We start from the raw sequence: 23285 nt of genomic DNA, 5'->3' as shown, positions 1-23285 counted from the left end.
AAAAATGGTTTCAAAAAAATTAACGGCAAAAACAATTTCCACCGGTCAATATCTGCTAAGATAGCAAAGTCTGATGCTATACTGGCGCAAAAAAAACATACCCCAACAGGATGTACCAATGGACAGAAAATTCAAAAATCGAATTCGTGAGCAATTCGGCAGAACAGCCACTGCTTTTGTTGAAGCAACACATTTTACCGGCGGGCAGGATCTCGAGGAGGCGGCGCGGCTGCTGCAACCAACCCAGGATGATAACATGCTCGATGTTGCCTGTGGCGGTGGTCATATGGCGCTGTTTTTTTCCCCCATGGTGCGTCAGGTTGTTGCATCCGATCTGACCATGCAGATGCTCAAAAAAGCTCAGGAACACATCGCCGAAGAGGGTCTTGTCGACAACGTCATTTTTCGCGAGGCCGACGCTGAAGACCTTCCCTTTCCGGCCGGTTCCTTTACCCTGCTGACCTGCCGCATCGCCTCACACCATTTCGCCGATGTCCCCCGCGCCCTGCGTGAATTTCATCGGGTTTTACGGCGCGGCGGGCGCATGGTTATCATAGACACACTGCTGCCGCAAGATCCTGAAATAGCAGAATTCTTCCAGACCATGGAACAGTTGCGCAATCCCACCCACGTCAAGGCTTTCAGTGACGGGGAATGGCGGCAGATGATTGAGGATGCCGAGCTGATCCTGCAGGAAACGCTGATTATTCCAAAAGTCCATGATTTTCAGGAATGGGTAAAGACAGCTGGACTGAACCGCGTCAAAATCCAGGAACTGAACAAATTCTTCATGGAAGCATCGCCCAAGGTGCATGACTTTTTCAAAATTGAGTCATTCGCCGGCGAAGTTGAAACCTTCACTGATCAGAAGCTGTTGATCTACGCAACGCGCAAGGAAAAAGAGAAAAAGTAAGGTAAAAAAAAGAGCTTCTTGAAGTTGTCAGAAGCTCTTTTTTTCTTATCGTCAGATCCTGTTGATTACAACAATCAGTTTGGAACAACGTAAATCTCCACCCGCCGATTCTGCTCCCGGCCTGTCGCTGTCTCATTGGAAGCCATCGGCTCTAACTGGCCGCGCCCCTCAGTTGACAGGCGGAAACGCGCCACCCCCTGATCCATCAGATAATCAGCGACAGCATTGGCCCGACGCAAGGACAAGCCCAGGTTGTAATCCGGGTTACCAACACTGTCGGTGTGACCGACAATGACAATATCAGTCTGCGGATAACGATTCATAATATCAGCTATCTTGTTGAGGGGAGAGTAGAAGCTTGGCTTGACCGTCGCTGAGTCAAAATCAAAACCAACCCCACTGCTCATGGTAAGTTTAAGAATCTCATTCTGCTGCCGCTCAATTTCTATCTGATGTTGAGCCTGCTCATCAGCAAGCTGCTGCTCAAACTCGGTCTGCTGCTTGTCCATATAAGCACCGACACCAGCACCCAGAGCACCACCGGCGGCGCCGCCTATCAGGGCGCCACGCAACGCGCCACTTTTTTTATCGCTCTGATAACCAATGATGGCACCAGAAGCGGCGCCAAGAAAAGCCCCGATACCGGCGCCCTTTTTCGTTTGTTCGTGGGTTGTGTTGGCAGCACATCCACCTAACCCGACCAGCACGGTGACAACAAGTGCCGGGATTACAGATCTGTTGATCATTATCATTCTCCTTGGGGTTGATTACTATTCGCTTTGGTAGCGATATTGGCTTTTAACCTTATCGGCTCGACAGACAGCCGTTTTTCGAATTATAACCTAACCCGCCATAGCAGTCATGCGATGAACCAAAAAAAACAGGGGGCTCAAAAGAGCCCCCCGAAAATCATCGATAATGAATTGATATGTTGGCTGATTACTTGATTCCAGCAGCTTTTTCAAGCATTTCAGTGGTAACCGACTTGGGACGCTCAAGGCCATAACCCAGAGCACGGTCCCAGGTGATGTTAGCGAGGCAACCCAGTGCACGGCCAATACCGAACAGAACGGTGTAGAACTCATATTGGGTTACGCCATAGTACCACTGGATAACACCGGACTGAGCATCAACGTTCGGCCAGGGGTTCTTGGCTTTGCCATGCTCGGTGAGCACGCCGGGGGCAACTTCAAAAATCATGCTCACCAGTTTAAACAGCGGGTAGTCTTTAAGACCTTCGGTCTTGAGACAGAACTCGCGCTGGACCGAATAACGGGGATCGGTTTTACGCAGAACGGCATGACCGTAACCGGGAATAACCTGACCACTGTTAAGGGTATCCCACAGAGCTTTTTTGAGGCCCTCTTTGGTTGGTACTTCGCCGCCCAGATGACTCATGAAATTCTGGGTCCAGCGCAACACTTCCTCGTTAGCCAGGCCGTGGAGTGGGCCGGCCAGGCCATTGATTCCGGCACTGTAGGCATAATAAGCATCAGACAGAGCAGAAGCTACCAGGTGGGTAGTATGAGCAGAAACGTTGCCGGACTCATGGTCGGAATGGACAATGAAGTACATGCGGGCAACATTATCATACGGCGCGGGGATACCCATCATGTGGGCAAAGTTACCACCCATGTCAAGTTTCGGATCGGCTTCAATGTGGGTATCACCCATATACTTCATGCGGTAGATGTAGGCACCAATAGGACCAAGCTTGGCCATCATATTATTGGCATCTTCATACATGTCTTCCCAGCAGGTCATTTTGTTGAACTTGCCGGAAGAATAGGTTGCGGCAAAAACTGAGTCACGCTGCATAGCGATGATCGCTGAGGAGAACATGGCCATCGGATGGGAATCGCGGGGCAGAGCACGCAGAACGTCGATGACGTACTGAGGAACCTGAGAACGCTTCTTCCAGTCTTCGACGACTTCAAGGGTCTGCTCCATGGTCGGCACATCGCCGGTCAGCAGCATGTACCAAAAGGCCTCAACGTAGGGGTATTCGCTGCCTGGTACTTTGGGCAGGGCTTCGAAAGTCTCAGGAATCGTCTTGCCACGGAAACGGATACCTTCCATCGGGTCAAGATAAGAAACGTCAGTTACCAGACACTTGATGCCCCGTGCGCCGCCAATGGCCTGACCGATGGTCACTTCGCCAAGGCTGACATCACTGAACTCTTTGACAAGTTTGGTGGTGCGAGGACGATGATCTGCAATTTTTTGCGCCAGTACTTGCTTCAGTGTGGACATGATCTCTCTCCTTTTGTGGGTGTTATAAACAGCTTATTGATGCCCTCACGGGCCATGGAAAAAAACTCCGCCTAGCGGAATACATGGATCAACGATCATGAACCGAGAACCTACGATCCATAGCATGATCAGATATGCCAGAAATGCACGGGAAGCCAGAACCTCGGGACCTCAAGGAGGCGACCGGAGGGGTTGCAAACAGCTGTACTTCCCAAATGATGTTCTAACAACATACCCCTTGATTGTCAAGTTGTAAATTGTATACTGTATCCACCGAGCCTAACCTCGTATTTTACCGTTGTTTTGGCGACAACACCCCGATTTTTTTCTTTGCGCGCTTCCGAAGCAATGATACCATGCACAAAATTTATGCAAAAAAATCCATTAACTATACAATCCCTGACCCTCACTAGCCCGGTGATCCTGGCTCCCATGGCCGGGATTTCCAACCTGCCCTATCGCCGCATTATGAAGTCCTGCGGCGCCGGCCTGGTCTTCAGTGAGATGGTCAGCGCCAACGGTTTGATTCGTGATGGCGCCAGAACACAGCAACTGCTGATCACTCATCCCGATGAATATCCGCTGGGAATTCAGCTGTTTGGCAGTGACCCGCTGGTGCTTGCCGAGGCCGTTGCGAGGATTGATGGTGCACCGGCTCTGGTCGATCTGAATATGGGATGCCCGGTAAAAAAAGTCATTCGCAGCGGTTCCGGCAGCGCCCTGCTGCAGAATCCCGGCTTGATCGCCCGCATCCTGAAGGCCGTTCGTCAGCGCGTTACCGGGCCTCTGACTATCAAGATCCGATCGGGATGGGATCTCCATCATATTAACTTCCTTGAAGTTGGTCACATTGCCCAGGAGGAAGGTGTGGATGCCATTACCCTTCACCCGCGCACCCGCTGCCAGGGTTTTGCCGGTCGGGCAGACTGGAAACATATCGGTGAATTGAAGCAGGCCCTCAATATACCAGTGTTTGGAAGTGGTGACATTGTGACTGTTGATGATGGCCTGCGCATGTACTATGAAACCGGCTGTGATGGGCTGATGATTGGCCGTGGCGGCTATGGTAACCCGTGGCTGATCAGACAACTCAATGATGCCCTGCAAGGCAACCCGGTCACCTATCCGAGCGTGTCCGACAAGCTGGCGATGATTCATCACCAGCTTGAACTGCACCGCGAACAGTTTGGGGATGATAAAACACTACTCGAAATGCGCAAGCATATCAGCTGGTATGCGCGTGGCCTGGAGGGTGCCGGTCACTTCAGATCAGAGGTTCAGTCATGCCGACAACTTCCCCAACTTGTTGACCTGACAAATCATTTTTTTCAGCAGGATCACCACCGATGACTCCGACCAACAGGCTGATGCTGGAAGACTACTATTCTATCATCGACAACATCGAAGACGCGGTTATTGCCATAAATCAAGCAGGGGTGATTATCCTCTTTAATCCGGCGGCCCAGAATTTTACCGGGCTTTCTGAAAGACAGGCGCTGGGCAAGGTATTTTGCGACTGTTTTCAGCAACAGGAAAGCCTCTGTGATCTTGCCAGAACCTGTCTGCGTGAAGGGCGCTCCCTGTCCGATCACGAGGCCGTAACCTTTGAATCCCTGGGACGCCGTCGCAAGCGGCATTTAAGTGTCAGTGTCTCACCGATCCTTGCCCCTGATGGGCAGCAACAGGGGGCGATTGTCATTATGCACGATCTAACCCAGGTGCGCTCACTGGAAGAGACAGTGCGCCATGCCGACCGCCTCACCATGGTCGGCACAATGGCTGCCGGACTCGCCCACGAAATCAAAAATCCCCTGGGAGGCATCAAAGGTGCAGCGCAATTATTGCAGATGGAATTGAATGAACAGCCTGAGCTGCAGGAATACACCGGCCTGATCATCCGTGAAAGCGAGCGTATCAACCGCATCATTGTCGAACTGCTTGATCTCGCTGCTCCGCGCCGCAACCGTCTGGAGCCGGTCAACATCAACAAGTTGCTCAATGAGATGATCACTCTCCACCGTCACAGCGCCCAGGCTAAGCACATCGATTTCAAGCTACTCCTTGACCCGAGCATTCCACCTATCTACGGTGATAGCGACCTGCTGAACCGCCTGTTTCTTAACCTGCTCAAAAATGCCTGGGAAGCATCTTTCGATCATACCGAGATAACCATTGAAACCAGAATCGATGGCGAATATTATCTCAGTGTCGAAGGTTCTCGCCCAACCCCCCTGGTTCAGGTACGCATCAGCGACCGTGGCCCCGGTCTCTCGCGTACGGAGATAGAACAGGTATTTACACCCTTTTATACGACCAAAGAAGGTGGCAGTGGCCTTGGACTTCCAATTTGCCAGAAGATTGTTGCCGACCATGGTGGTTTGCTGCACTTCGATGAACATCCTGATGGTGGCACGATTGTTACGATCTCGCTTCCGCTCTTGCGCACAGATCGTGGCGAATAAGCACCTAACGAGGAGCAAAAACCCATGGCTATTTCACGCATTCTTGTTGCCGATGACGAAGAGAGCATCCGCTGGGTTCTCTCCAAAGCCCTGAAAAAACAGGGCTTCGATGTTGAGGTGGCTGAGGACGGCAATCAGGCCAGGAAGATGGTTCAAGAACGCCGCTACGATCTTGCCATTCTTGACATCAAAATGCCCGGCACAAACGGCCTTGACGTTCTCAAATTTATTCGCGAAGAGTATCCGGCCACCCTGGTTGTCATCATGACCGCCGAAGCAACCATGGAACATGCCGTCACCGCCATGAAAAACGGCGCCTACGATTACCTGACCAAACCCTTCGATCTGAGCGCGCTGGATGCGATCATCTTAAAGGCCACCAAAGCCGCAGAGGTTACCGAACAGATCGATCAACTTAAAAGTGAAATTCAGAGCCAGTACAGTTTCGGTCGCAGCATCATCGGCAACAGCCAGGCCATGCAGACCGTCTACAAAACCCTCGGCCGGGTTGCAGGATCTGATGTCACTGTGCTGATCACCGGTGAAAGCGGCACCGGCAAGGAACTGATCGCCCGCGCCATCCACATGAACAGCCCGCGCCTGGGCAAGCCATTTATTGCCCTGAATTGTGCCGCCATTCCGCGTGAATTACTCGAAAATGAACTGTTCGGTCATGAACGGGGCGCCTTTACCGGCGCCACTGATCGTAAGACCGGAAAATTTGAACAAGCCGAGGGGGGAACCCTTTTTCTTGATGAGATCGGCGACATGCCGCTGGAATTACAGGCAAAGCTGTTGCGGGTACTGCAGGAAAAGGAGATCACCCGCACCGGCGGCCAGCAAATCATCAAGGTCAACGTCCGCATTGTCGCCGCGACCAATCAGAACATGACGGAACAGGTCGAGACAAAAACTTTTCGGGAGGATCTCTACTACCGCCTTAACGTCGTCCCGATTGCATTGCCGGCGCTGCGTGAGCGGTGGGAGGATATTCCGGCCCTGGTCGACTTCTTTCTGCAGAAAGCGCGGCAGGATTTCGGTATTGATGCCATTGAATGCAGTCCCCAGGCACTTGAGCTACTCAAGGGTCACCACTGGCCCGGCAATGTGCGCGAACTGGAAAACACCATTAAGCGTGCTTCCCTGCTGTGCCCCAATCACGTGTTGACACCAACGGATTTCCCTGATCTGGACACCCAGAAAGGGGTGCACCCCAACGAGGACTCACTCGAAGCGCTGGTCTGTCGTAAACTCCAAAGCTCATTGGCACAGATGGATTTAACCGAGATGAACAATCTCTATGAGATGGTTCTGCATCAGATTGAACGCCCGCTGATCAATATTGTCCTGCAAAAAGCGCGCTGCAATCAGGTACGCGCCGCGGAAATTCTCGGGATTAATCGCAATACCCTGCGCAAAAAAATCAACACGCTCAATATTGAGGTCAAACGCGCCAACGGTGATTAATACCATGTGGTACTAATACCCTTCCTCGCGCCGTGCCTGGTTTTCAAAACGGGTAAACTCGCCGCGGAAGGTCAGATGAACGGTGCCGATCGGCCCGTTACGCTGCTTGCCGACGATAATTTCCGCATCCTTTTCATGCCCTTTTTCACAGGTTTTTTCGCGGCTCTTGCAATCTTCACAGTAGACCGTTTCGCGATAGATAAACATGATCACGTCGGCATCCTGTTCAATAGCACCCGATTCACGCAGGTCAGCCATCACCGGGCGCTTGTCGGTCCGGCTTTCAAGTGAGCGGTTAAGCTGTGACAACGCGACAACAGGCACCGACAATTCCTTGGCCAACGCTTTTAAGGATCGTGAAATCTCAGAAATTTCCTGCTGCCGACTCTCCGGATTACTGCCCCGCATCAACTGCAGATAATCGACAATAATCAACCCCAGCCCGTACTCAGCCTTAAGACGCCGGGCCTTGGAACGCAATTCAAGCACGGAAATCGCCGGGGTGTCATCGATAAAGATCTGGGTTTCGCTGAGCTGGCCTGCTGCCATCGTCAGTTTAGGCCAGTCTGACTCCCCCAGGTGGCCTGTACGCAAGCGGCCGGCATCAACCTTGGCCAGCGAACAGAGCATCCGCTGAACCAGCTGTTCCTTGCTCATTTCCAGGGAAAACACAACCGCCGGCAGCGGGTTGTCGTCATGGGTAGTGGCATATTCAATCAGGTTAAGGGCAAAGGCGGTTTTCCCCATGGATGGTCGCGCAGCGATAATAATCAGATCACTGGGCTGCAAACCGGCGGTCATTTTATCCAGATCAAGATAGCCGGTGGGGACGCCGGTGACCAATTCCTTGCGCTCATAGAGTTTTTCAATGGTACGAAAGGTGTCCTTGAGAATTTCCCGAACCGGAAAATAGGAAGGACGGGTACGGTTTTCAGCAATCTCAAAGATGGCCTTTTCGGCGCGATCAAGGATTTCTTCCATATCACCGCCATCGTACCCTTGCGTGGCGATATCGGTTGACACTTCAATCAGCTTGCGTGCCACTGCCTTTTCTTTAACCAGTTTACAGTAATAGGAGATATTGGCAGCAGTCGGCACATAATCAACCAGGGTTGCCAGATACCCACTGCCGCCGGCAGCATCCAGCTCCTGACGCGCTTTAAGTTCTGCGGTCAGGGTCACCAGGTCAGCCGGCTCGTTGCGCTCGGACAGGCGAATCAGAGCATTGAATATTTTGCGGTGACTCTCACGGTAAAAATCACTCGGCACCAGTACTTCCAAGGCGCGGTTGAGCGCCTCGTTTTCCAGCATCACCCCGCCCAGTACCGACATTTCTGCTTCGAGATTCTGAGGTGGCAACCGATGTGAAGATGATTCGGACATATTTTTCTCCCAACAACTGACGATGTCGGCAAGATAACAGGAAAAAGCACCGACACAAAACAAAAAGAGGGCCCCCAAAAGACCCTCTGCTTCAACCCGACTGACTGGCGCGAGCACGGCGCAAAAGAACCGTTTTCAGAATACCGGCGTCCACATCTCCGGACGCTCTGTACAGCCACGTCAGCTTTTCTATGAAACGGCTAAAGCAACTGCAAACTGCCATTCGCAAGATTAAGTTTACGATAAAAACAGCTGGAGCGCGTCTGCCCTGATTCAGGATGCCTGGTATGACAAGCCCCGCCCCCCTGAGGCGCAACCCTGAAGATCAGCGCATCCTGATCACAGTCGATATAGATATCAATAATTTTGAGATAATCGCCGGAGGTTTCCCCTTTGGTCCAGAGCTCATCGCGCGAGGTTGACCAGAAAGTGGCCATCCCTTTTTCCAGACTGACCTCCAGTGCCTGGCGGTTAACATAGGCCAGCATCAGGATACGTCCATCGGCGACGTCCTGAACAACTGCTGGAACAACACCTCCACGCTTGGCAAAGTCGATGCACAGCTCCCGCCCCTCTTCCAACCAGTCCCTATCCATAGATTCAACTGCCGCCCTTCAGATTAAAAATGTTGAACACGCGCATTCTGACAACAAGTCTTCAAAACTTCAAGGACAGTTTTATTAAAAAAACACCAAAATACCGGGCATTTCAACGCATTAAGTAAAACGGGTGCCGGAAAAAATCCGACACCCGTTTTACCATAGCTGCCTGCCAATCAAACCCGGCGTAATTACCAGGGTTGATGCTGACAATTTTTCTTAGAGGTTTATCTTTGTATCAGTTTCCTGCCATAATCGCAGCAACATCACTGGCGACATCACCCGTCGGCTTGATATCGAAATTTTCCACCAGCACCTTGGCAACGTTCGGTGACAGGAAGGCCGGCAAGGTCGGTCCCAGACGGATGTGCTTGACTCCTAACGCGAGCAGGGCGAGCAGGACGACAACTGCTTTCTGTTCATACCAGGCGATATCATAAGAGATTGGCAGATCGTTGATATCCTCAAGGCCGAACACTTCCTTAAGCTGCAGCGCGATGTAAGCCAGTGAATAGGAATCGTTGCACTGACCGGCATCGAGAACCCGGGGGATGCCGCCGATATCACCAAGGTTGAGCTTGTTGTAGCGATATTTGGCACAACCTGCAGTCAAAATGACGGTATCACTCGGCAATGCCTCGGCTACTTCAGTGAAGTAACTTCGGCCAGGCTGACGCCCGTCACAGCCGGCCATCACCACAAAGCGCTTGAGGGCTCCGGACTTGACGGCATCAACCACCTTGTCGGCCAGGGCCATCACCTGGGCATGGGCGAAGCCACCCACGATGGTCCCGGTCTCGATCTCGGTCGGAGCGGCACAGGTTTTCGCCTTGGCAATAATTTCCGAGAAATCCTTGGTGCCCCCTTCAGGACGATCGGCGATATGGGTCGCCCCCGGCCAGCCGGCCATGCCGGTGGTGTAGATGCGATCCTTGTAGGCTTCTTTTACCGGGGTAATACAATTGGTGGTCATCAGGATCGGGCCGTTAAAGGAGGTGAACTCCTTGTCCTGCAGCCACCAGGCGTTGCCGTAGTTGCCGACAAAGTGATCGTACTTCTTGAAAGCAGGATAATAGTTGGCCGGCAACATTTCGCTGTGGGTATACACATCGACCCCGGTGCCTTCGGTCTGTTTGAGCAACTCATCCATGTCCTTGAGATCATGGCCGGAGATCAGAATGCCGGGGTTATTGCGCACGCCCAGGTTCACCGTGGTGATTTCAGGATTGCCGTAGGTGGTGGTGTTGGCCTCATCAAGCAGTGCCATGGTGGTGACCGCAACCTCACCACACTTAAGTACCTGGCCGACCATGTCATCAACGCTCAAATCGCGGGTTGTCGTTGCCAGAGCTGAAATCATGAAATCATAGATTTCCGGTTTCTCAAAACCGAGCACCGCAGCGTGATCGGCGTAAGCAGCCATCCCTTTAAGACCATAGATCAGCAGTTCGCGCAGGGAGCGCACATCTTCGTTGGGCTGGGACAATACGCCGACCTCGGCCGCCTTGGCAGCGTAATCGCTCTCGGGGCCGTTCCAGTTGACAACATCGAGGTCACTACTGTAACCGATGGCTGCCTTCAGGGCGTCACGCTTGGCGACAGAGGCCTTGATCAGATCAACGAAGCGGGCGTTATCAAAGTTGGCGTTGGTAATAGTAGCAAAGAAGCTCTGGCAGATGAACAGCCCGATCGCCGGATCCAGCTTGTTCTGTTTCTTTGCTTCCTCGGCGACAACCGCCAGTCCTTTAAGGGTATAGACCAGCAGATCCTGCAGGCCGGCGGTATCTTCCTTCTTGCCACAGACACCGGCGATGGTGCAACCGGTTCCTTTTGCTGTTTCCTGACACTGGTAACAGAACATACTCATAGAACGCTCTCCTTACTTAATGGTTGGTTGTGGGTTGTTGTTACTATCGCTTCCTGAAGCCCACATTGCCGCAATCTGAATAAAAAGAAATTGATATAGATCAAAAGCATAACAGAAAAATCTTTTTTTTCTTCTTGACCTGAATCAATTTATTTTACCCGCACTGCTCCTACACTCAGGCCCACATCAGCCAAGGAGAACCAAGATGACCACCATGATCCTCAATAAAGACATGACCATTAAAGATATTCTGCAGCACTGGCCGGAGACCCTGGAGGTCTTCATTGCCAACGGGTTCGATAACTTTCGTGATGAAAAGCAACGCAACGCGATCGCTCCTTTTTTAAAACTGGAGCGCGCCGCCCTGATAAAAAACTATGACCTCGAGAACTTCATGGCCCTGCTGCGCGACCAGATTGCCCTGAGCAGGAATCAAGCCGATATCACCATGAAAAAAACCAACCATGATAACGGCGATATTCGGATTGCCGGGCTGCTCCCCTGCCCGGTCCGGCTGCCGTTGCTGGAGGGCTTTGATGCTTTCATTGAACAATTCACTGCCGAAACCGGCCACCGGGTCAGCTACAAGCTGGAAGCTGCCTCGGTTGGGGCTGACTGGATTGCTGACAATATTCGCAGCATTGAAGATCCGCAGAAGCTGCCGGACATCTTTGTTTCCGCCGGCTTTGAAACTTTTTTCGACCACAAGACCATTGGCCGCTTTAAAAATCAGGGGGTATTTGAAGATATCAGCGGCGTTGCCGTCAACCGCGATTTTGACGGCCTTGATATCCGTGATCCCAAAGGCGATTACTCAATTGTTGCCGCAGTTCCCGCTGTCTTCATGATTAATCATGATGTGCGCGGTGATCTGCCGATCCCGCGCACCTGGGCCGATCTACTCGAACCGGAGTTTGCCCAGCAGGTCGCTCTACCGGTCGGCGACTTCGATCTTTTCAATGCCATCTTACTGGCAATCCATAAAGAGCATGGTGAGGAAGGGGTCAAAAAGCTGGGGCGCTGTATGCTCAAATCGATGCACCCGTCACAGATGGTGAAAAATGCCAAACGGGTGAGCGAAGCCAAACCCTACGTCACCATCATGCCCTATTTCTTCACCAAAATGGCGCGCATGGTCAAAGGCCTGGAAATTATCTGGCCGGAGGATGGTGCCGTAGTCAGCCCGATATTCATGCTGACCAAGCGCTCTACCCTTGACAGAACCCGCCCCATTGCCGAATTTTTAAGTGGTCGAGATGTCGGTGAAATACTGGCCCACAAAGGTCTGTTCCCTTCCCTCAACCCCCAGGTTGACAATAAACTGGAAGGAAACCATCCGTGGAAATGGATTGGCTGGGACTATATCTACCAGCATGACATTGGCGCCCTGATCCATAACACCAACAAGATCTTTGAAGATGCCCTGGGCATCACTGAAGGAGCTTAAGATGCGATTTCTAACGGTCTCCGGCCCACCCTCAGCGGGAAAAACCTCGGTTATCCTGCGCGTTATCGAAGCCCTGCAGACACGCAATCATAAAATCGGCGTCGTCAAGTTTGATTGCCTGCTCACCGATGATGACAGCCTCTATGCCAAAAAAGGGGTACTGGTAAAAAAAGGGCTCTCGGGTGCCCTGTGCCCCGATCACTATTTTGTCAGCAATATTGAAGGGTGTGTCACCTGGGGCAAGGAACATGATTGTGATTACCTGATCAGCGAAAGTGCCGGTCTGTGCAATCGCTGTTCACCGCACATCAACGACATTACTGCCATCTGCGTCATCGATAATTTAAGCGGGGTCAATACCCCACGAAAAATCGGGCCGATGCTGAAATCTGCCGATATCGTCGTCATCACCAAGGGCGACATCGTCTCTCAGGCCGAACGCGAGGTCTTTGCCTCCCGCGTCAAGCAGGTCAACCCCGGCGCCGTAATTATGAATATCAACGGCATTACCGGCCAGGGGGCATTTGAGTTGACCAGCCTGTTTGAAGCCGCCTCCGACATCGACACCTTAAAAGGCAAGACCCTGCGTTTCTCCATGCCGGCCGCCCTGTGCTCCTACTGTCTCGGTGAAACCCGCATCGGTGAGGAATATCAGACCGGGAATGTTCGCAAAATGGATATGGAGGACAATTAATGAGACACGCAGCCCTGTATCAGCAGCCCCTGCCCGCCACCCTGGCTGAGCATCCTTACATTGAGGACTTTCTCAGTTCGTTCGGGTTGACGGTGGTTGCCAGCAACGACAGCCTTGAGCACTACCTTGATCAGTTAAACCCCGATCTGCTTGAGGATCTGGGCCTCAGCCGCGAGCAACTTCGACGCAGCCTTGATGATTTCCTGAACGGCATGCTCGCCCTGCGCAAACCCCTCGACAAAGTCGAGTCCCTGACCATCATCGGTGGACGCAATAAATCCGGAGAGGCTGAAGATGTTGAACTGACCTTGCAACCGGGGGAAGTAACCTGCATCGTCGGCCCCACCGGGTCGGGCAAAAGCCGCCTGCTGGCCGACATTGAATGGGTGGCCCAGGGGGACACCCCGACCGGACGCAAAATCCTGATCAACGATCAGGCACCGGACAGTCAGTGGCGTTTTTCCACTGAGCACAAGCTGGTGGCGCAACTGTCGCAGAACATGAACTTCGTCATGGATCTGACCGCTGAAGAATTCATCCAGATGCATGCCGAAAGCCGCCTGGTGACCAACCCCCGGGAAAAGGTTGCCCAAATTCTGGAACAGGCGAATCTGTTGGCCGGCGAGCAGTTTCGTCCCGACACTCCGGTAACCGCCTTGAGCGGTGGTCAGTCGCGGGCATTGATGATCGCTGATATGGCCTTTTTGAGCAAATCCCCCATTGCCCTGATTGATGAAATCGAAAATGCCGGGATTGATCGCAAAAAGGCCCTGAACCTGCTTATTCGTGAAGAAAAAATCGTCCTGATGGCGACCCACGATCCGATTCTGGCGCTGATGGGTGATCGCCGACTGGTGATCAAAAATGGTGGCATCGCCAAGGTCATCAACGCAAACGACGCGGAGCGCCGCAATCTGCAGCGTCTCGAAGAAATGGACAACCAGCTTCTGGCGTTACGCAACCGGATTCGTTCCGGTGAAACGTTGGAGCAACTCTAGAGGAGAAATATAATGCACGATGGCTGTCAAGGACAGGCAGGAGATGGAGCAAGGGTAGTGGACAAATTGCGGCTGATGGGTTTTTCAAACTACAGTCTGCCGCAAGAGGTTCACATCGTCTGCAGTGGATGTGATCAGACCGTCACCATGACGACCCTGGAATATCGCTGTCCGCACTGCGGCATGGTGTACGGCGTCACTCCCTGCCATGCTCATGATACCAAGAGCATCCAGGCCGCGGGAATCAACTATTAGACTGGGCACCGGACTTGGGCCAGCCCTTTTTTATCGATAACAAATGGGAAAGGGGCGGGATCCTATTTTTGTTCTGCTGACAATTTCTGTTGCGCCATTGTCGAAATATACTGCCAGAGAAGATCGCGGGAAGGCTCATCTAAACAGGTGAAGCGCACACCTGAGTGATGCCCGCGCTTGCCGTCGCCCTCACCCTTCTGGGTCCAGCAGACTTCACCGGTTATCATATGGGTATGATCCTGCTGCGGCAATTGAAAGCTTAAGGTGATAATCCCATTAACCCGTGGCAGCGGATTTCTGCCGGCAGTTTCGATGCAGGCACCATCCATGCTCATGTTGTAGATGGTGCCGGCACATTCCTGCTGTAGATACCGTAGCTTAACCGGAATGGGTTGGGCAAACTCGCAACGGTAGTGATCCCTGGCCCCAGCCATCATCCCCTGCAATACCGACATGAACTTCTCGATACTGCGCAGACTCACATCAGAGGCACTGCCCCTGGTGCTCATGGTATTGCGCTCCTCAATCACCTCATCAAGAAGCTTACGATAGCGATAGAAACGCTTAAGCAGATCGTTGCGCTCAAAGGTAAAACCGTTGGAAGAAATCAGGACATTGTTAACCGGAACCTGCGTCTGACACTGGTCACAGACGATCACCTGTAACTCAGCAAGCAAGGCAGAACAAATATAGTTCTGACATTTTGGACACTTCATCATCAGCATGACAGCCCCACTTTCACTGATCAAACGTTCCTGGAATCGTTCGCTGCTTAACCAGCACCATCATAACATCACCGTCATAGACGAAAAAAGGCCGCCGGAATAATACCCTGCAGCCTTGATTCGTAAAGATATTGCAATCCAGCCAGGGATCAGGCTTCTTCCGGCGTTACCACAACCTTCAGTTCAGCAACAACACCGGCATCCAGCTTGATATTAACCAGGTGTTCTCCCAGGGTTTTGATCGGGTCCCCAAGCTGAATTTTTTTACGGTCAATGCTGATGCCGGCATCGGTCAGCTTGGCCTCCAGATCCATGGAAGTCACCGAACCAAAGAGCTTACCTTCTTCACTGGCACGTTGGCTAAAGCTACAGGTCACCTTCTCAATGCGAGCTTTAAGGGCATTGGCATCGTTGGTCACCTTTTCCAGTTTACGTGCAAGTTGACGCTTCTGATGTTCAAGCGCCTTCACGTTACGAGCATCGGCCAGGTGTGCCAGCCCCTGGGGCACCAGATAGTTTCTGGCATAACCGGCCTTTACACTAATGATATCTCCGATGGTTCCGAGGCCATCGACATTTTCTCGCAGAATCACATCTGTATTCATCTATTTTCTCCGTAGCTTAAACGTATTATGATCGGTGCGGATCGTAGATCAGCGCCCTGTTAGACCCAATCAGACTGAATGTGAATTGGTATAGGGCAACAGAGCAATCTGCCGGGCATTTTTGATCGCATCGGCAATATGGCGCTGATGGGTCGCACAGGTGCCCGAAATCCGGCGGGGCACGATCTTGCCACGCTCCGACAGGTAGTAACGCAAGCTGTCGACATCTTTGTAATCAATTTTTGCACCTTTGTCCGCACAGTAACGGCAAATCTTGCGGCGGCCAAAGCGGCGGCGCGGTGCGGGGGAACCGGGGCGTCCTGGATTTTCACTAGCCATACTATATTCTCCTGAATCAGTTGTTGTCGTTATTCTTCGTCGTCATCTTCGAAATCGTCATCGTCATCGTCAGCACTGACATTTGCAGCTGGTTCAGCAGCATCTGCGGTGAAGTCGCGATCCAACCGCACAGTCAGAAAACGCAGAATCTGCTCATCCAACCGGAGACGACGTTCATACTCGGCCACAACCTCTGGTCCGGCACTGAACAGCACCTGGATGTAATTGCCGCGCTCAACCTTTTTAATCGGATAAGCTAGCTTGCGCGTACCCCAATTGTCGAGCTTGACAATTTCAGCCTGCTGATCGTTGAGAATTTTCTGGAATTTGTCCACCAGTGCTGTCAGCTCGTCGCCGACAACCTCCGGATGAACGATGTAAAGTGACTCATAATTTCTCATTGAGCATTGACCCCTTTCGGATTAACAGCCCCGGGCACACCCCGGAGCAAGGAATGGTGCAGACTCACAATGAACCCGCAGAACCAGGATTTTTATCACGTAACCTGTGCTATTACAAGATCTTTTATCCTAATAATTGCATCAGACATTAAAACGAAAATGCATCACGTCACCATCAAGCACCCGATAATTTTTTCCTTCAAGGCGCAACAGTCCTTTTTCCCTGGCACCCGTTTCACCACCGGACGTTACGTAATCCTTATAGGCGGTGACCTCGGCCCGGATAAAACCTTTTTCAAAATCACTGTGAATCACCCCCGCCGCCTGGGGTGCAGTTGCCCCGTCAGACACAGTCCAGGCCCGCACCTCTTTCGGCCCGGCGGTGAAATAGGTGATCAGACCAAGCAGGCGATAGCCGGCGTGAATCATCCGGTCAAGCCCCGAGCTTTCAAGACCTAACTCTGACAGAAAATCGGCCTTTTCATCCTTATCCAGTTCGGCAATTTCGGCCTCTATCTTGCCGCACAAGGTCAGCATTTCAGCACCTTCAGCGGCGGCATGCTCTCGCACCTGAGTGACAAATGGGTGCTTGCCGGCAAGATCATCCTCTGCGACATTGGCGAGATACAGAACCGGCTTAACCGTGATCAGGTGAAGATCCCTGATCAACAGCTTTTCATCTTTTTCAAGAACCACCGATCGCGCCGGCAATCCCTGGTTGAGTGCCTTGGCGATTTTTTCGAGGACAGCAACCTCGGCCTGCAGTTTTTTGTCACCGCTTCTGGCCTGTTTGCTGCTGCGCTGAATACGTCGGTCGACGCTGTCCAGATCAGCAAGATTAAGCTCAGTCTGAATTACTTCAATATCGCGCAGCGGATCGATACTGCCATCGACATGAACAACGTTGTCATCTTCAAAACAACGCACGACATGGGCAATGGCGTCAACCTGACGGATATGACCAAGGAACTGATTTCCCAGGCCTTCGCCACGACTGGCCCCTTTCACCAACCCGGCAATATCGACAAACTCCATCACCGTCGGCACAATCTCTTTTGGTTTAACCAGTAGTGCCAGTTCGTCCAGGCGCGGATCAGGAACTGCCACCATTCCGACATTCGGCTCGATGGTGCAGAAAGGATAATTGGCAGATTCAGCGCCGGCAGCAGTGATCGCATTGAATATGGTCGACTTTCCAACATTGGGAAGGCCGACAATTCCACATTTAAAACCCATGTTTTTACCCTCAAAAAAAGGATAGCCGAAGCATGCGCCCCGGCTATCCGATCATCTATCTGTTGTTTGTACCGGTCAGATAAGCAGTGGTGCAATGACCAGCGACACAACACTCATCAGCTTGATCAGGATGTTCATTGACGGACCGGAGGTATCTTTCAAGGGATCGCCAACGGTATCACCAATGACCGCGGCAGCATGCGCTTCGCCGCCTTTTCCTTCGCCTTCAAGCTGACCACTTTCAATATATTTTTTGGCGTTATCCCAGGCCCCACCACCGTTGGACATGAACAGCGCCAACAGCACCCCGGCCAGTGTCGCACCGGCCAGCATGCCGCCTAAGGCCTCTTTGCCGAGCAGGAAACCGACAAGCACCGGCGCTGCTACAGCGACCACACCAGGAAGAATCATCTCCCTGAGAGCCGCCTTGGCTGAGATATCGATACACTTCTGGGAATCAGGCTTGGCACCTTCTTTCCCTTCAAGCAGACCGGGAATTTCACGGAACTGACGACGGATTTCATCGACCATGGATCCGGCGGCACGACCCACGCTGGTCATGGTCAGAGCACCGATAAAGAATGGCAGCGCTCCCCCGACCAGCAGACCGATAACAACCATCGGCTCAATCAGGTTAATCGATTCCAGACCAACGGTTGTTGCATAGGCAGAAAACAGTGCCAGAGCTGTCAGCGCAGCAGAACCGATGGCAAAACCTTTACCGATCGCGGCGGTGGTATTACCGATAGCATCGAGTCCGTCAGTGATCTTGCGCACATCCGGCCCAAGACCTGCCATCTCCGAGATCCCGCCGGCATTATCAGCAATCGGGCCGTAGGCATCGACCGTCATGGTAACACCAACCGTCGCCAGCATGCCGACTGCAGCGATACCGATGCCATAGAGGCCGGCAAAAGCGTTAGCGACAAAGATAGCAAAGGCGATGATCAGTACCGGCAGAACCGCTGATTCAAGACCAATAGCCAGGCCATGGATGATGTTGGTTGCCGGACCGGTCTTGCTGGCTTCGGCAATCCGCTTTACCGGGCCATGGGCGGTGTAGTATTCGGTAATCTGACCGATAGCGATACCGGCAAGGCTACCAATGAGGATGGCCCAGAAGATACCGGCATTCAGCCCGGCGGCTTTGATGTAGATGAATGCGGCAATCAGAAAACCGCCGGCTGCCACAAAGGTTGTATAATGCAAGGCCTTGGCGGGATCCATCGACTTAAGGAAACGCATGGAGAAAATCCCGATGATCGAAAAGACCAGGCCGATCATCGCCAGAGCCAGCGGCAGGAGCATGGCCGCCGCCTGAACATTAGCTCCCGAGCCGAGCTTAGTGAGCAGCAGCGGGCTGGCAGCAGCGGCAATGGCCATGGTTGCGATAATGGAGCCAACATATGATTCAAAAATATCGGCCCCCATACCGGCAGTGTCGCCAACACAGTCACCTACGTTGTCAGCAATAACACCGGGGTTACGGGGATCATCTTCAGGAATGCCGGCTTCGACCTTGCCTACAAGGTCAGATCCGACATCAGCGGCCTTGGTATAGATGCCACCACCGACACGCGCAAACAAGGCAATCGATGAGGCGCCCATGGCAAAACCGTTGATATATTTAGCGCTCTCGACATCGCCACCATAAAAAATATACGCGATACCAACGCCAACCAGACCCAGGGAGGCAACAGCAAGACCCATAACCGCGCCACCGTTGAAAGAAACCTCCAAAGCACGCGCCTGACCGTGGGCACGGGCAGCTTCTGAGGTTCTGACATTGGCACGAGTTGCCGCTTTCATGCCGATAAACCCGCAGGTCATGGAGCACACGGCGCCGCCAACAAAAGCCAGGGCACTGTGGATACTCATGGCAACCGCAATCAACGCAAAAACTACCACAATAAAAATGGCCAGAGCGCGGTACTCGCGGTTTAAGAAGGCCATGGCACCTTTATGGATATCCTCAGATATCTCACGCATCCTGTCATTGCCCACTGGTTGTGATTTGACGTTGTTGTAGATCACCAGCGCGATCACAAAACCGATGACCCCGAGTATGGGGGCCCATGCTTGCAGTTGCATTTGTCTCGCCTCTTTCGTCTGATATGGGTTTAAAGATTCTCTTCCAGGTTGAAACCGTTAAATTTATTCATGGCGGCTCCTGCTCCGCCAGCGATAATCAATTCCGCGGCATCTGCTGCCGTCGCTACCATGGCAGGCAGCCCGACGCGCTCTTTGGAGTTAAAAGAACCGAGCACATGACGGGTTACATCTGAGTGTTCCGGCTTACCAATGCCGACACGCAGGCGTACAAAATCGCGGCGTCCCAGGGTGCTGATAATATCGCGCATTCCGTTGTGACCGCCGTGACCACCCTCCTTGCTGATTTTCATCCGCCCGAAGGGTAGATCGAGGTCGTCGTAAATCACGATGATATCAGCAGGATCTACGTTCAATGCACTGCTGGCAGCATGGACACAGGCACCACTGCGGTTCATATAGGTCTGGGGGAGAATAATGGTAGTTTGCTGCGAGGCAACTGCCCCAACCCCGTATATCCCCTGGTAACCTTTTTTTTTCAGGGCAATTCCAAAGCGCCCGGCAACCTGCTGTGCCACCATAAAACCAATGTTGTGGCGGGTTGACGCATATTCCGAACCATAATTACCGAGACCAACAAGTAGCTTCACTTGCAATAACCGCCGATAAAGATTCCAGCTGTGGTGATGTTATTCTTCATCACTTTCTGCAACTTCAGCTTCCTCGTCACTTTCTTCCTCGGCACTATGGCCGATGACAGTGATAACCGTAAAGTTGACTTCGTGGACAAGCTCTACGCCGACAGGAACGGTGACCTCCTCAATATGGACCGTGTCACCAATTTCCAGCGCTTCGATATTAATATCGATCGACTGTGGAACCTGGGTCGGCAGGCAGGCTACCTCGAGCTCTTTTCTGATTAACTGGGTTGAGCCACCCGCCTTCTGCCCCTTGGAAATCCCCACAAGGTTGACCGGCACCATGAAGTAGCCTTTTTCCTTGAGGTTAATCGCATGGAAGTCGACACTGAGCATATCACGTCGCAGCGCATGGATCTGGGCCTCCCGCAGAACCACAACCTTCTTGTCGAGTCCGGCACCGGAGAGAGTAAGCAGGGTATTCCAGCCGGCTTCGCCCGATACCGCCTTTTGCAGCGCCTTCGGATCGACCGAAACTTTTGTAGCGTCCATCCCCTTGCCATAGACGACAGCTGGGACCTTTCCTGCAGCCCTCAATCTCCTGGCAAAACCTTTGCCGGCATTCTCGCGTGCTTCTACTTCCAAAATGACTTGGGCCATCTATTCATCCTCCGTATAAATTGGGTATTCGTATACGCTAAAAAAATTCTATTTTTATACAAACAGCGAGCTGACCGATTCCGCATTATGGATGCGGCGGATCGCTTCAGCCAGCAGATAACTGACTGACACCCCCTGCAAGGTATCGCACTTGTTCAGTTTGTTCTGAATCGGAATAGTATCAGTAACAAAAACCTTCTTAAGCGGACTTTCGGAAATCCGCTCCAACGCCGGGCCGGACAGAACCCCGTGTGTTGCGAAAGCATAAACCGCCGTTGCCCCCTGATTCTGCAGTGCTGTAGCGGCGGTACAAAGGGTGCCGGCGGTATCGATCATGTCATCGACAATAGCACAGACCTTGCCTTTGACATCGCCGATAATATGCATGACTTCAGAGACATTGGGGCCACTGCGACGCTTGTCGATAATAGCCAGTCCGGCATTGAGACGTTTGGCAAAAGCGCGCGCGCGCTCGGTGCCCCCGGCATCAGGTGAAACAATCACCAACTCACCCAGATTCAGACGCCGAATCTCTTCAAGCATGACCGGTGCGGCATACAGATGATCGACGGGGATATCAAAAAAACCCTGAATCTGACCAGCATGCAGATCTATCGTCAACAACCGGTCGATTCCCGCAACCGACAACAGGTCAGCAACGAGCTTGGCAGTAATCGGTGCCCGCGGAGCGACTTTACGATCCTGGCGGGCGTAGCCGAAATAAGGAACAACGGCATTGATACGCGCCGCCGAAGCACGCTTCAGGGCATCGGTCATGACCAGCAGTTCCATCAGATTATTATTTGCCGGGGAGCAGGTTGACTGAATAACGTAGACGTCACGGCCACGCACGTTATCATTGATTTCAACCAAAACCTCTCCGTCGGAAAAAGTCTTGACCTTGGCGTTGCCGAGATTTACCGAGAGGTGACGGCAGATATCATGAGCCAGGGGCTCATTCGAGTTGCCGGTAAAAACTTTGATCATTCCCACGAATCACAACCCTTCAAATATATCAACTTGCGTCACAGCAAAAAACGAAATCTGTAAAGTGGCTGGGGCGCCAGGATTCGCCCACTACGTCACCGCCATCACGGCGGCTCCTGCGTCGGCTCCCCTGCGCTCACTGCCGCGACCATCCATGGCCGCTCTTCTGACATTCAGTCAGCTTTCGCTGCGCTTCGAATCCCGGCTGTACCACCGGAAACGAAAATTGTAAGTGGCTGGGGCGCCAGGATTCGAACCTGGGAATGCCGGAATCAAAATCCGGTGCCTTACCGCTTGGCGACGCCCCAACAAGTAACCTGCTGATCTCTTTGCAACAAAAAAAACAAATGAAGCCGGCATAAACCGGCACCATATCAAATTGCTATATTCTATCCTGACCCGCTACAGCAGCAGGGAGTGACCCTGCAGTGGCGACACCGGGCAAACCCACCAGTCGGTTTCCGAAGCCAGAACACCGGCGGCACGCTGAGCCTGGTCAAGCTCATCAAACACCCCAAACAGAGTTGCGCCACTACCGGACATCAGCGCCCCACGGGCACCCAGTTGCAGCAGGCGCTGCTTGATCTGCTGTAACACAGGGTAACGCATCAGCGTGACCTGTTCCAGATCGTTATGCAGTGCCTCACAAAGCTCTTCCCTGGTCACAACAGAAAACCTCGGAAGGTTAGCCAGTTCACCACCCTTTGTCAACTGTAAACTTTGATAAACTTCCGCCGTTGATACGGCAATCCCGGGGTTAACCAACAGATAGGCAACCTCGGGCAGCCTCGGCAATGGGGTCAGCGTGGTCCCGGTACCTGTAGCCCAGGCTGGACGCTGAAAAACAAAAAAAGGAACATCCGCCCCGAGCTGCGCACCCAGTTGCTGCAAAGACTGATTACCCATATTCAGTTCAAGCATCTCGTTTAGTGCCAGTAGCACGGTGGCGGCATTTGATGAACCCCCACCAAGTCCGGCAGCCACCGGAATGCGCTTATTGATCTGAATCTCAACGCCGACGCCGACCTGTGCCTCGGCAAGAAGTAAACGGGCCGCCCGGGCTGCGATATTGTCCTCACCGGGCGCCAGCGCCAAACCATCACAACGGACGTTTATCCCTTGAGATCTCGTTAAGCGGACACGAATATCATCGTACAGGTCAATACCCTGCATCGCCATCGCCAGGGCATGGTACCCGTTCTCATAACGCCCCAGCACATGCAGGCACAGGTTGATTTTGGCTGGTGACTTAACACTTGATTCGTTGATCATCATCATCCACCTCATGCATAGGCTTCCTTTGAAGC

General features: G+C 52.6%; 23 protein-coding genes and 1 tRNA gene. 8 read left to right on the top strand and 16 right to left on the bottom strand.

The features are described from left to right. Positions 1–118: 118 nt before the first annotated feature. Positions 119–913, top strand: a complete 795-nt coding sequence (locus AC1931_RS12330) for a class I SAM-dependent methyltransferase (RefSeq protein WP_483877571.1) — start codon at positions 119–121, stop codon at positions 911–913. A 74-nt stretch (positions 914–987) separates the two neighbouring features. Here the strand turns inward: AC1931_RS12330 and AC1931_RS12325 are convergent, their stop codons facing one another. Together AC1931_RS12325 and AC1931_RS12320 are read right to left on the bottom strand one after the other, a co-directional pair. Next, positions 988–1659: a YiaD family glycine zipper/OmpA-like lipoprotein gene (locus tag AC1931_RS12325; RefSeq protein ID WP_483877570.1), complete on the bottom strand. Its 672-nt coding sequence runs from the start codon at positions 1657–1659 to the stop codon at positions 988–990. A 193-nt stretch (positions 1660–1852) separates the two neighbouring features. Beyond that, the gene (locus tag AC1931_RS12320; protein WP_483877569.1) at positions 1853–3166 is read right to left on the bottom strand and encodes a citrate (Si)-synthase; all 1314 of its coding nucleotides are present in this window, start codon (positions 3164–3166) and stop codon (positions 1853–1855) included. A gap of 369 nt (positions 3167–3535) precedes the next feature. On the opposite strand from AC1931_RS12320, the gene dusB reads away from it, so the two are divergent. The 3 genes from dusB to AC1931_RS12305 are packed head-to-tail and all read left to right on the top strand — an operon-like array spanning position 3536 to position 7095. Next, positions 3536–4516 (top strand): tRNA dihydrouridine synthase DusB, encoded by a 981-nt coding sequence (gene dusB, locus AC1931_RS12315; protein WP_483877568.1) that lies wholly within the window; start codon positions 3536–3538, stop codon positions 4514–4516. Further along, positions 4513–5628, top strand: coding sequence for a two-component system sensor histidine kinase NtrB (locus tag AC1931_RS12310; RefSeq protein WP_483877567.1), 1116 nt, complete (start codon positions 4513–4515; stop codon positions 5626–5628). The genes dusB and AC1931_RS12310 overlap by 4 nt, the downstream gene beginning before the upstream one ends. A gap of 24 nt (positions 5629–5652) precedes the next feature. Further along, entirely contained in the window at positions 5653–7095 is a 1443-nt protein-coding gene (locus AC1931_RS12305; RefSeq protein WP_483877566.1) for a sigma-54-dependent transcriptional regulator, read from the top strand. 12 nt (positions 7096–7107) lie between these two features. Here the strand turns inward: AC1931_RS12305 and dnaB are convergent, their stop codons facing one another. From dnaB to hcp, 3 genes are all read right to left on the bottom strand, one after another. Beyond that, positions 7108–8478: a replicative DNA helicase gene (gene dnaB / locus AC1931_RS12300; protein WP_483877565.1), complete on the bottom strand. Its 1371-nt coding sequence runs from the start codon at positions 8476–8478 to the stop codon at positions 7108–7110. Between the two features lie 200 nt (positions 8479–8678). Continuing rightward, complete coding sequence (locus AC1931_RS12295) at positions 8679–9074, bottom strand: phosphoribosyl-AMP cyclohydrolase (protein WP_483877564.1); 396 nt, start codon at positions 9072–9074, stop codon at positions 8679–8681. 241 nt (positions 9075–9315) lie between these two features. Further along, a complete protein-coding gene (hcp, locus tag AC1931_RS12290) occupies positions 9316–10944 on the bottom strand; it encodes a hydroxylamine reductase (protein WP_483877563.1) in 1629 nt (542 codons plus the stop codon). Positions 10945–11149: 205 nt separating this feature from the next. Between hcp and AC1931_RS12285 the strand changes: the two genes are divergently transcribed. The 4 genes from AC1931_RS12285 to AC1931_RS12270 are packed head-to-tail and all read left to right on the top strand — an operon-like array spanning position 11150 to position 14338. After that, positions 11150–12391 carry an ABC transporter substrate-binding protein gene (locus AC1931_RS12285; protein WP_483877562.1) on the top strand — a complete coding sequence of 414 codons (1242 nt, stop codon included), beginning with the start codon at positions 11150–11152 and terminating at the stop codon, positions 12389–12391. A gap of 1 nt (position 12392) precedes the next feature. Further along, entirely contained in the window at positions 12393–13085 is a 693-nt protein-coding gene (locus tag AC1931_RS12280; RefSeq protein ID WP_483877561.1) for a GTP-binding protein, read from the top strand. Beyond that, a complete protein-coding gene (locus tag AC1931_RS12275) occupies positions 13085–14083 on the top strand; it encodes an ATP-binding cassette domain-containing protein (RefSeq protein ID WP_483877560.1) in 999 nt (332 codons plus the stop codon). The genes AC1931_RS12280 and AC1931_RS12275 overlap by 1 nt, the downstream gene beginning before the upstream one ends. 12 nt (positions 14084–14095) lie before the next feature. Next, the gene (locus AC1931_RS12270; protein ID WP_483877559.1) at positions 14096–14338 is read left to right on the top strand and encodes a hypothetical protein; all 243 of its coding nucleotides are present in this window, start codon (positions 14096–14098) and stop codon (positions 14336–14338) included. A 62-nt stretch (positions 14339–14400) separates the two neighbouring features. Here AC1931_RS12270 and AC1931_RS12265 read toward each other — a convergent pair whose 3' ends face one another. The 11 genes from AC1931_RS12265 to ispE form a co-directional block, all read right to left on the bottom strand. Continuing rightward, the gene (locus AC1931_RS12265; protein ID WP_483877558.1) at positions 14401–15063 is read right to left on the bottom strand and encodes a PilZ domain-containing protein; all 663 of its coding nucleotides are present in this window, start codon (positions 15061–15063) and stop codon (positions 14401–14403) included. A gap of 149 nt (positions 15064–15212) precedes the next feature. Next, on the bottom strand, positions 15213–15668 hold the full coding sequence (gene rplI / locus AC1931_RS12260; protein WP_483877557.1) for a 50S ribosomal protein L9: 456 nt from the start codon (positions 15666–15668) through the stop codon (positions 15213–15215). Positions 15669–15737: 69 nt separating this feature from the next. Then, the gene (rpsR, locus tag AC1931_RS12255; protein WP_483877556.1) at positions 15738–16007 is read right to left on the bottom strand and encodes a 30S ribosomal protein S18; all 270 of its coding nucleotides are present in this window, start codon (positions 16005–16007) and stop codon (positions 15738–15740) included. Between the two features lie 29 nt (positions 16008–16036). Beyond that, entirely contained in the window at positions 16037–16408 is a 372-nt protein-coding gene (gene rpsF, locus AC1931_RS12250; RefSeq protein WP_483877555.1) for a 30S ribosomal protein S6, read from the bottom strand. A gap of 141 nt (positions 16409–16549) precedes the next feature. Then, the gene (ychF, locus tag AC1931_RS12245) at positions 16550–17644 is read right to left on the bottom strand and encodes a redox-regulated ATPase YchF (protein WP_483877554.1); all 1095 of its coding nucleotides are present in this window, start codon (positions 17642–17644) and stop codon (positions 16550–16552) included. 75 nt (positions 17645–17719) lie between these two features. Then, complete coding sequence (locus AC1931_RS12240; protein ID WP_483877553.1) at positions 17720–19735, bottom strand: sodium-translocating pyrophosphatase; 2016 nt, start codon at positions 19733–19735, stop codon at positions 17720–17722. Positions 19736–19764: 29 nt separating this feature from the next. Further along, positions 19765–20343, bottom strand: coding sequence for an aminoacyl-tRNA hydrolase (gene pth / locus AC1931_RS12235; RefSeq protein WP_483877552.1), 579 nt, complete (start codon positions 20341–20343; stop codon positions 19765–19767). A 39-nt stretch (positions 20344–20382) separates the two neighbouring features. Further along, positions 20383–20991 (bottom strand): 50S ribosomal protein L25, encoded by a 609-nt coding sequence (locus AC1931_RS12230; RefSeq protein ID WP_483877551.1) that lies wholly within the window; start codon positions 20989–20991, stop codon positions 20383–20385. A 54-nt stretch (positions 20992–21045) separates the two neighbouring features. Then, positions 21046–21978, bottom strand: coding sequence for a ribose-phosphate pyrophosphokinase (locus AC1931_RS12225; RefSeq protein WP_483877610.1), 933 nt, complete (start codon positions 21976–21978; stop codon positions 21046–21048). A gap of 233 nt (positions 21979–22211) precedes the next feature. Beyond that, positions 22212–22286: transfer RNA gene (locus AC1931_RS12220), tRNA-Gln, on the bottom strand. A gap of 94 nt (positions 22287–22380) precedes the next feature. After that, complete coding sequence (gene ispE / locus AC1931_RS12215) at positions 22381–23265, bottom strand: 4-(cytidine 5'-diphospho)-2-C-methyl-D-erythritol kinase (protein WP_483877550.1); 885 nt, start codon at positions 23263–23265, stop codon at positions 22381–22383. Positions 23266–23285 lie beyond the last annotated feature (20 nt).

The sequence above is a fragment of the Pelovirga sp. C15f genome (assembly GCF_057178085.1).
This window is presented reverse-complemented; position numbering and strand designations above follow the sequence as displayed.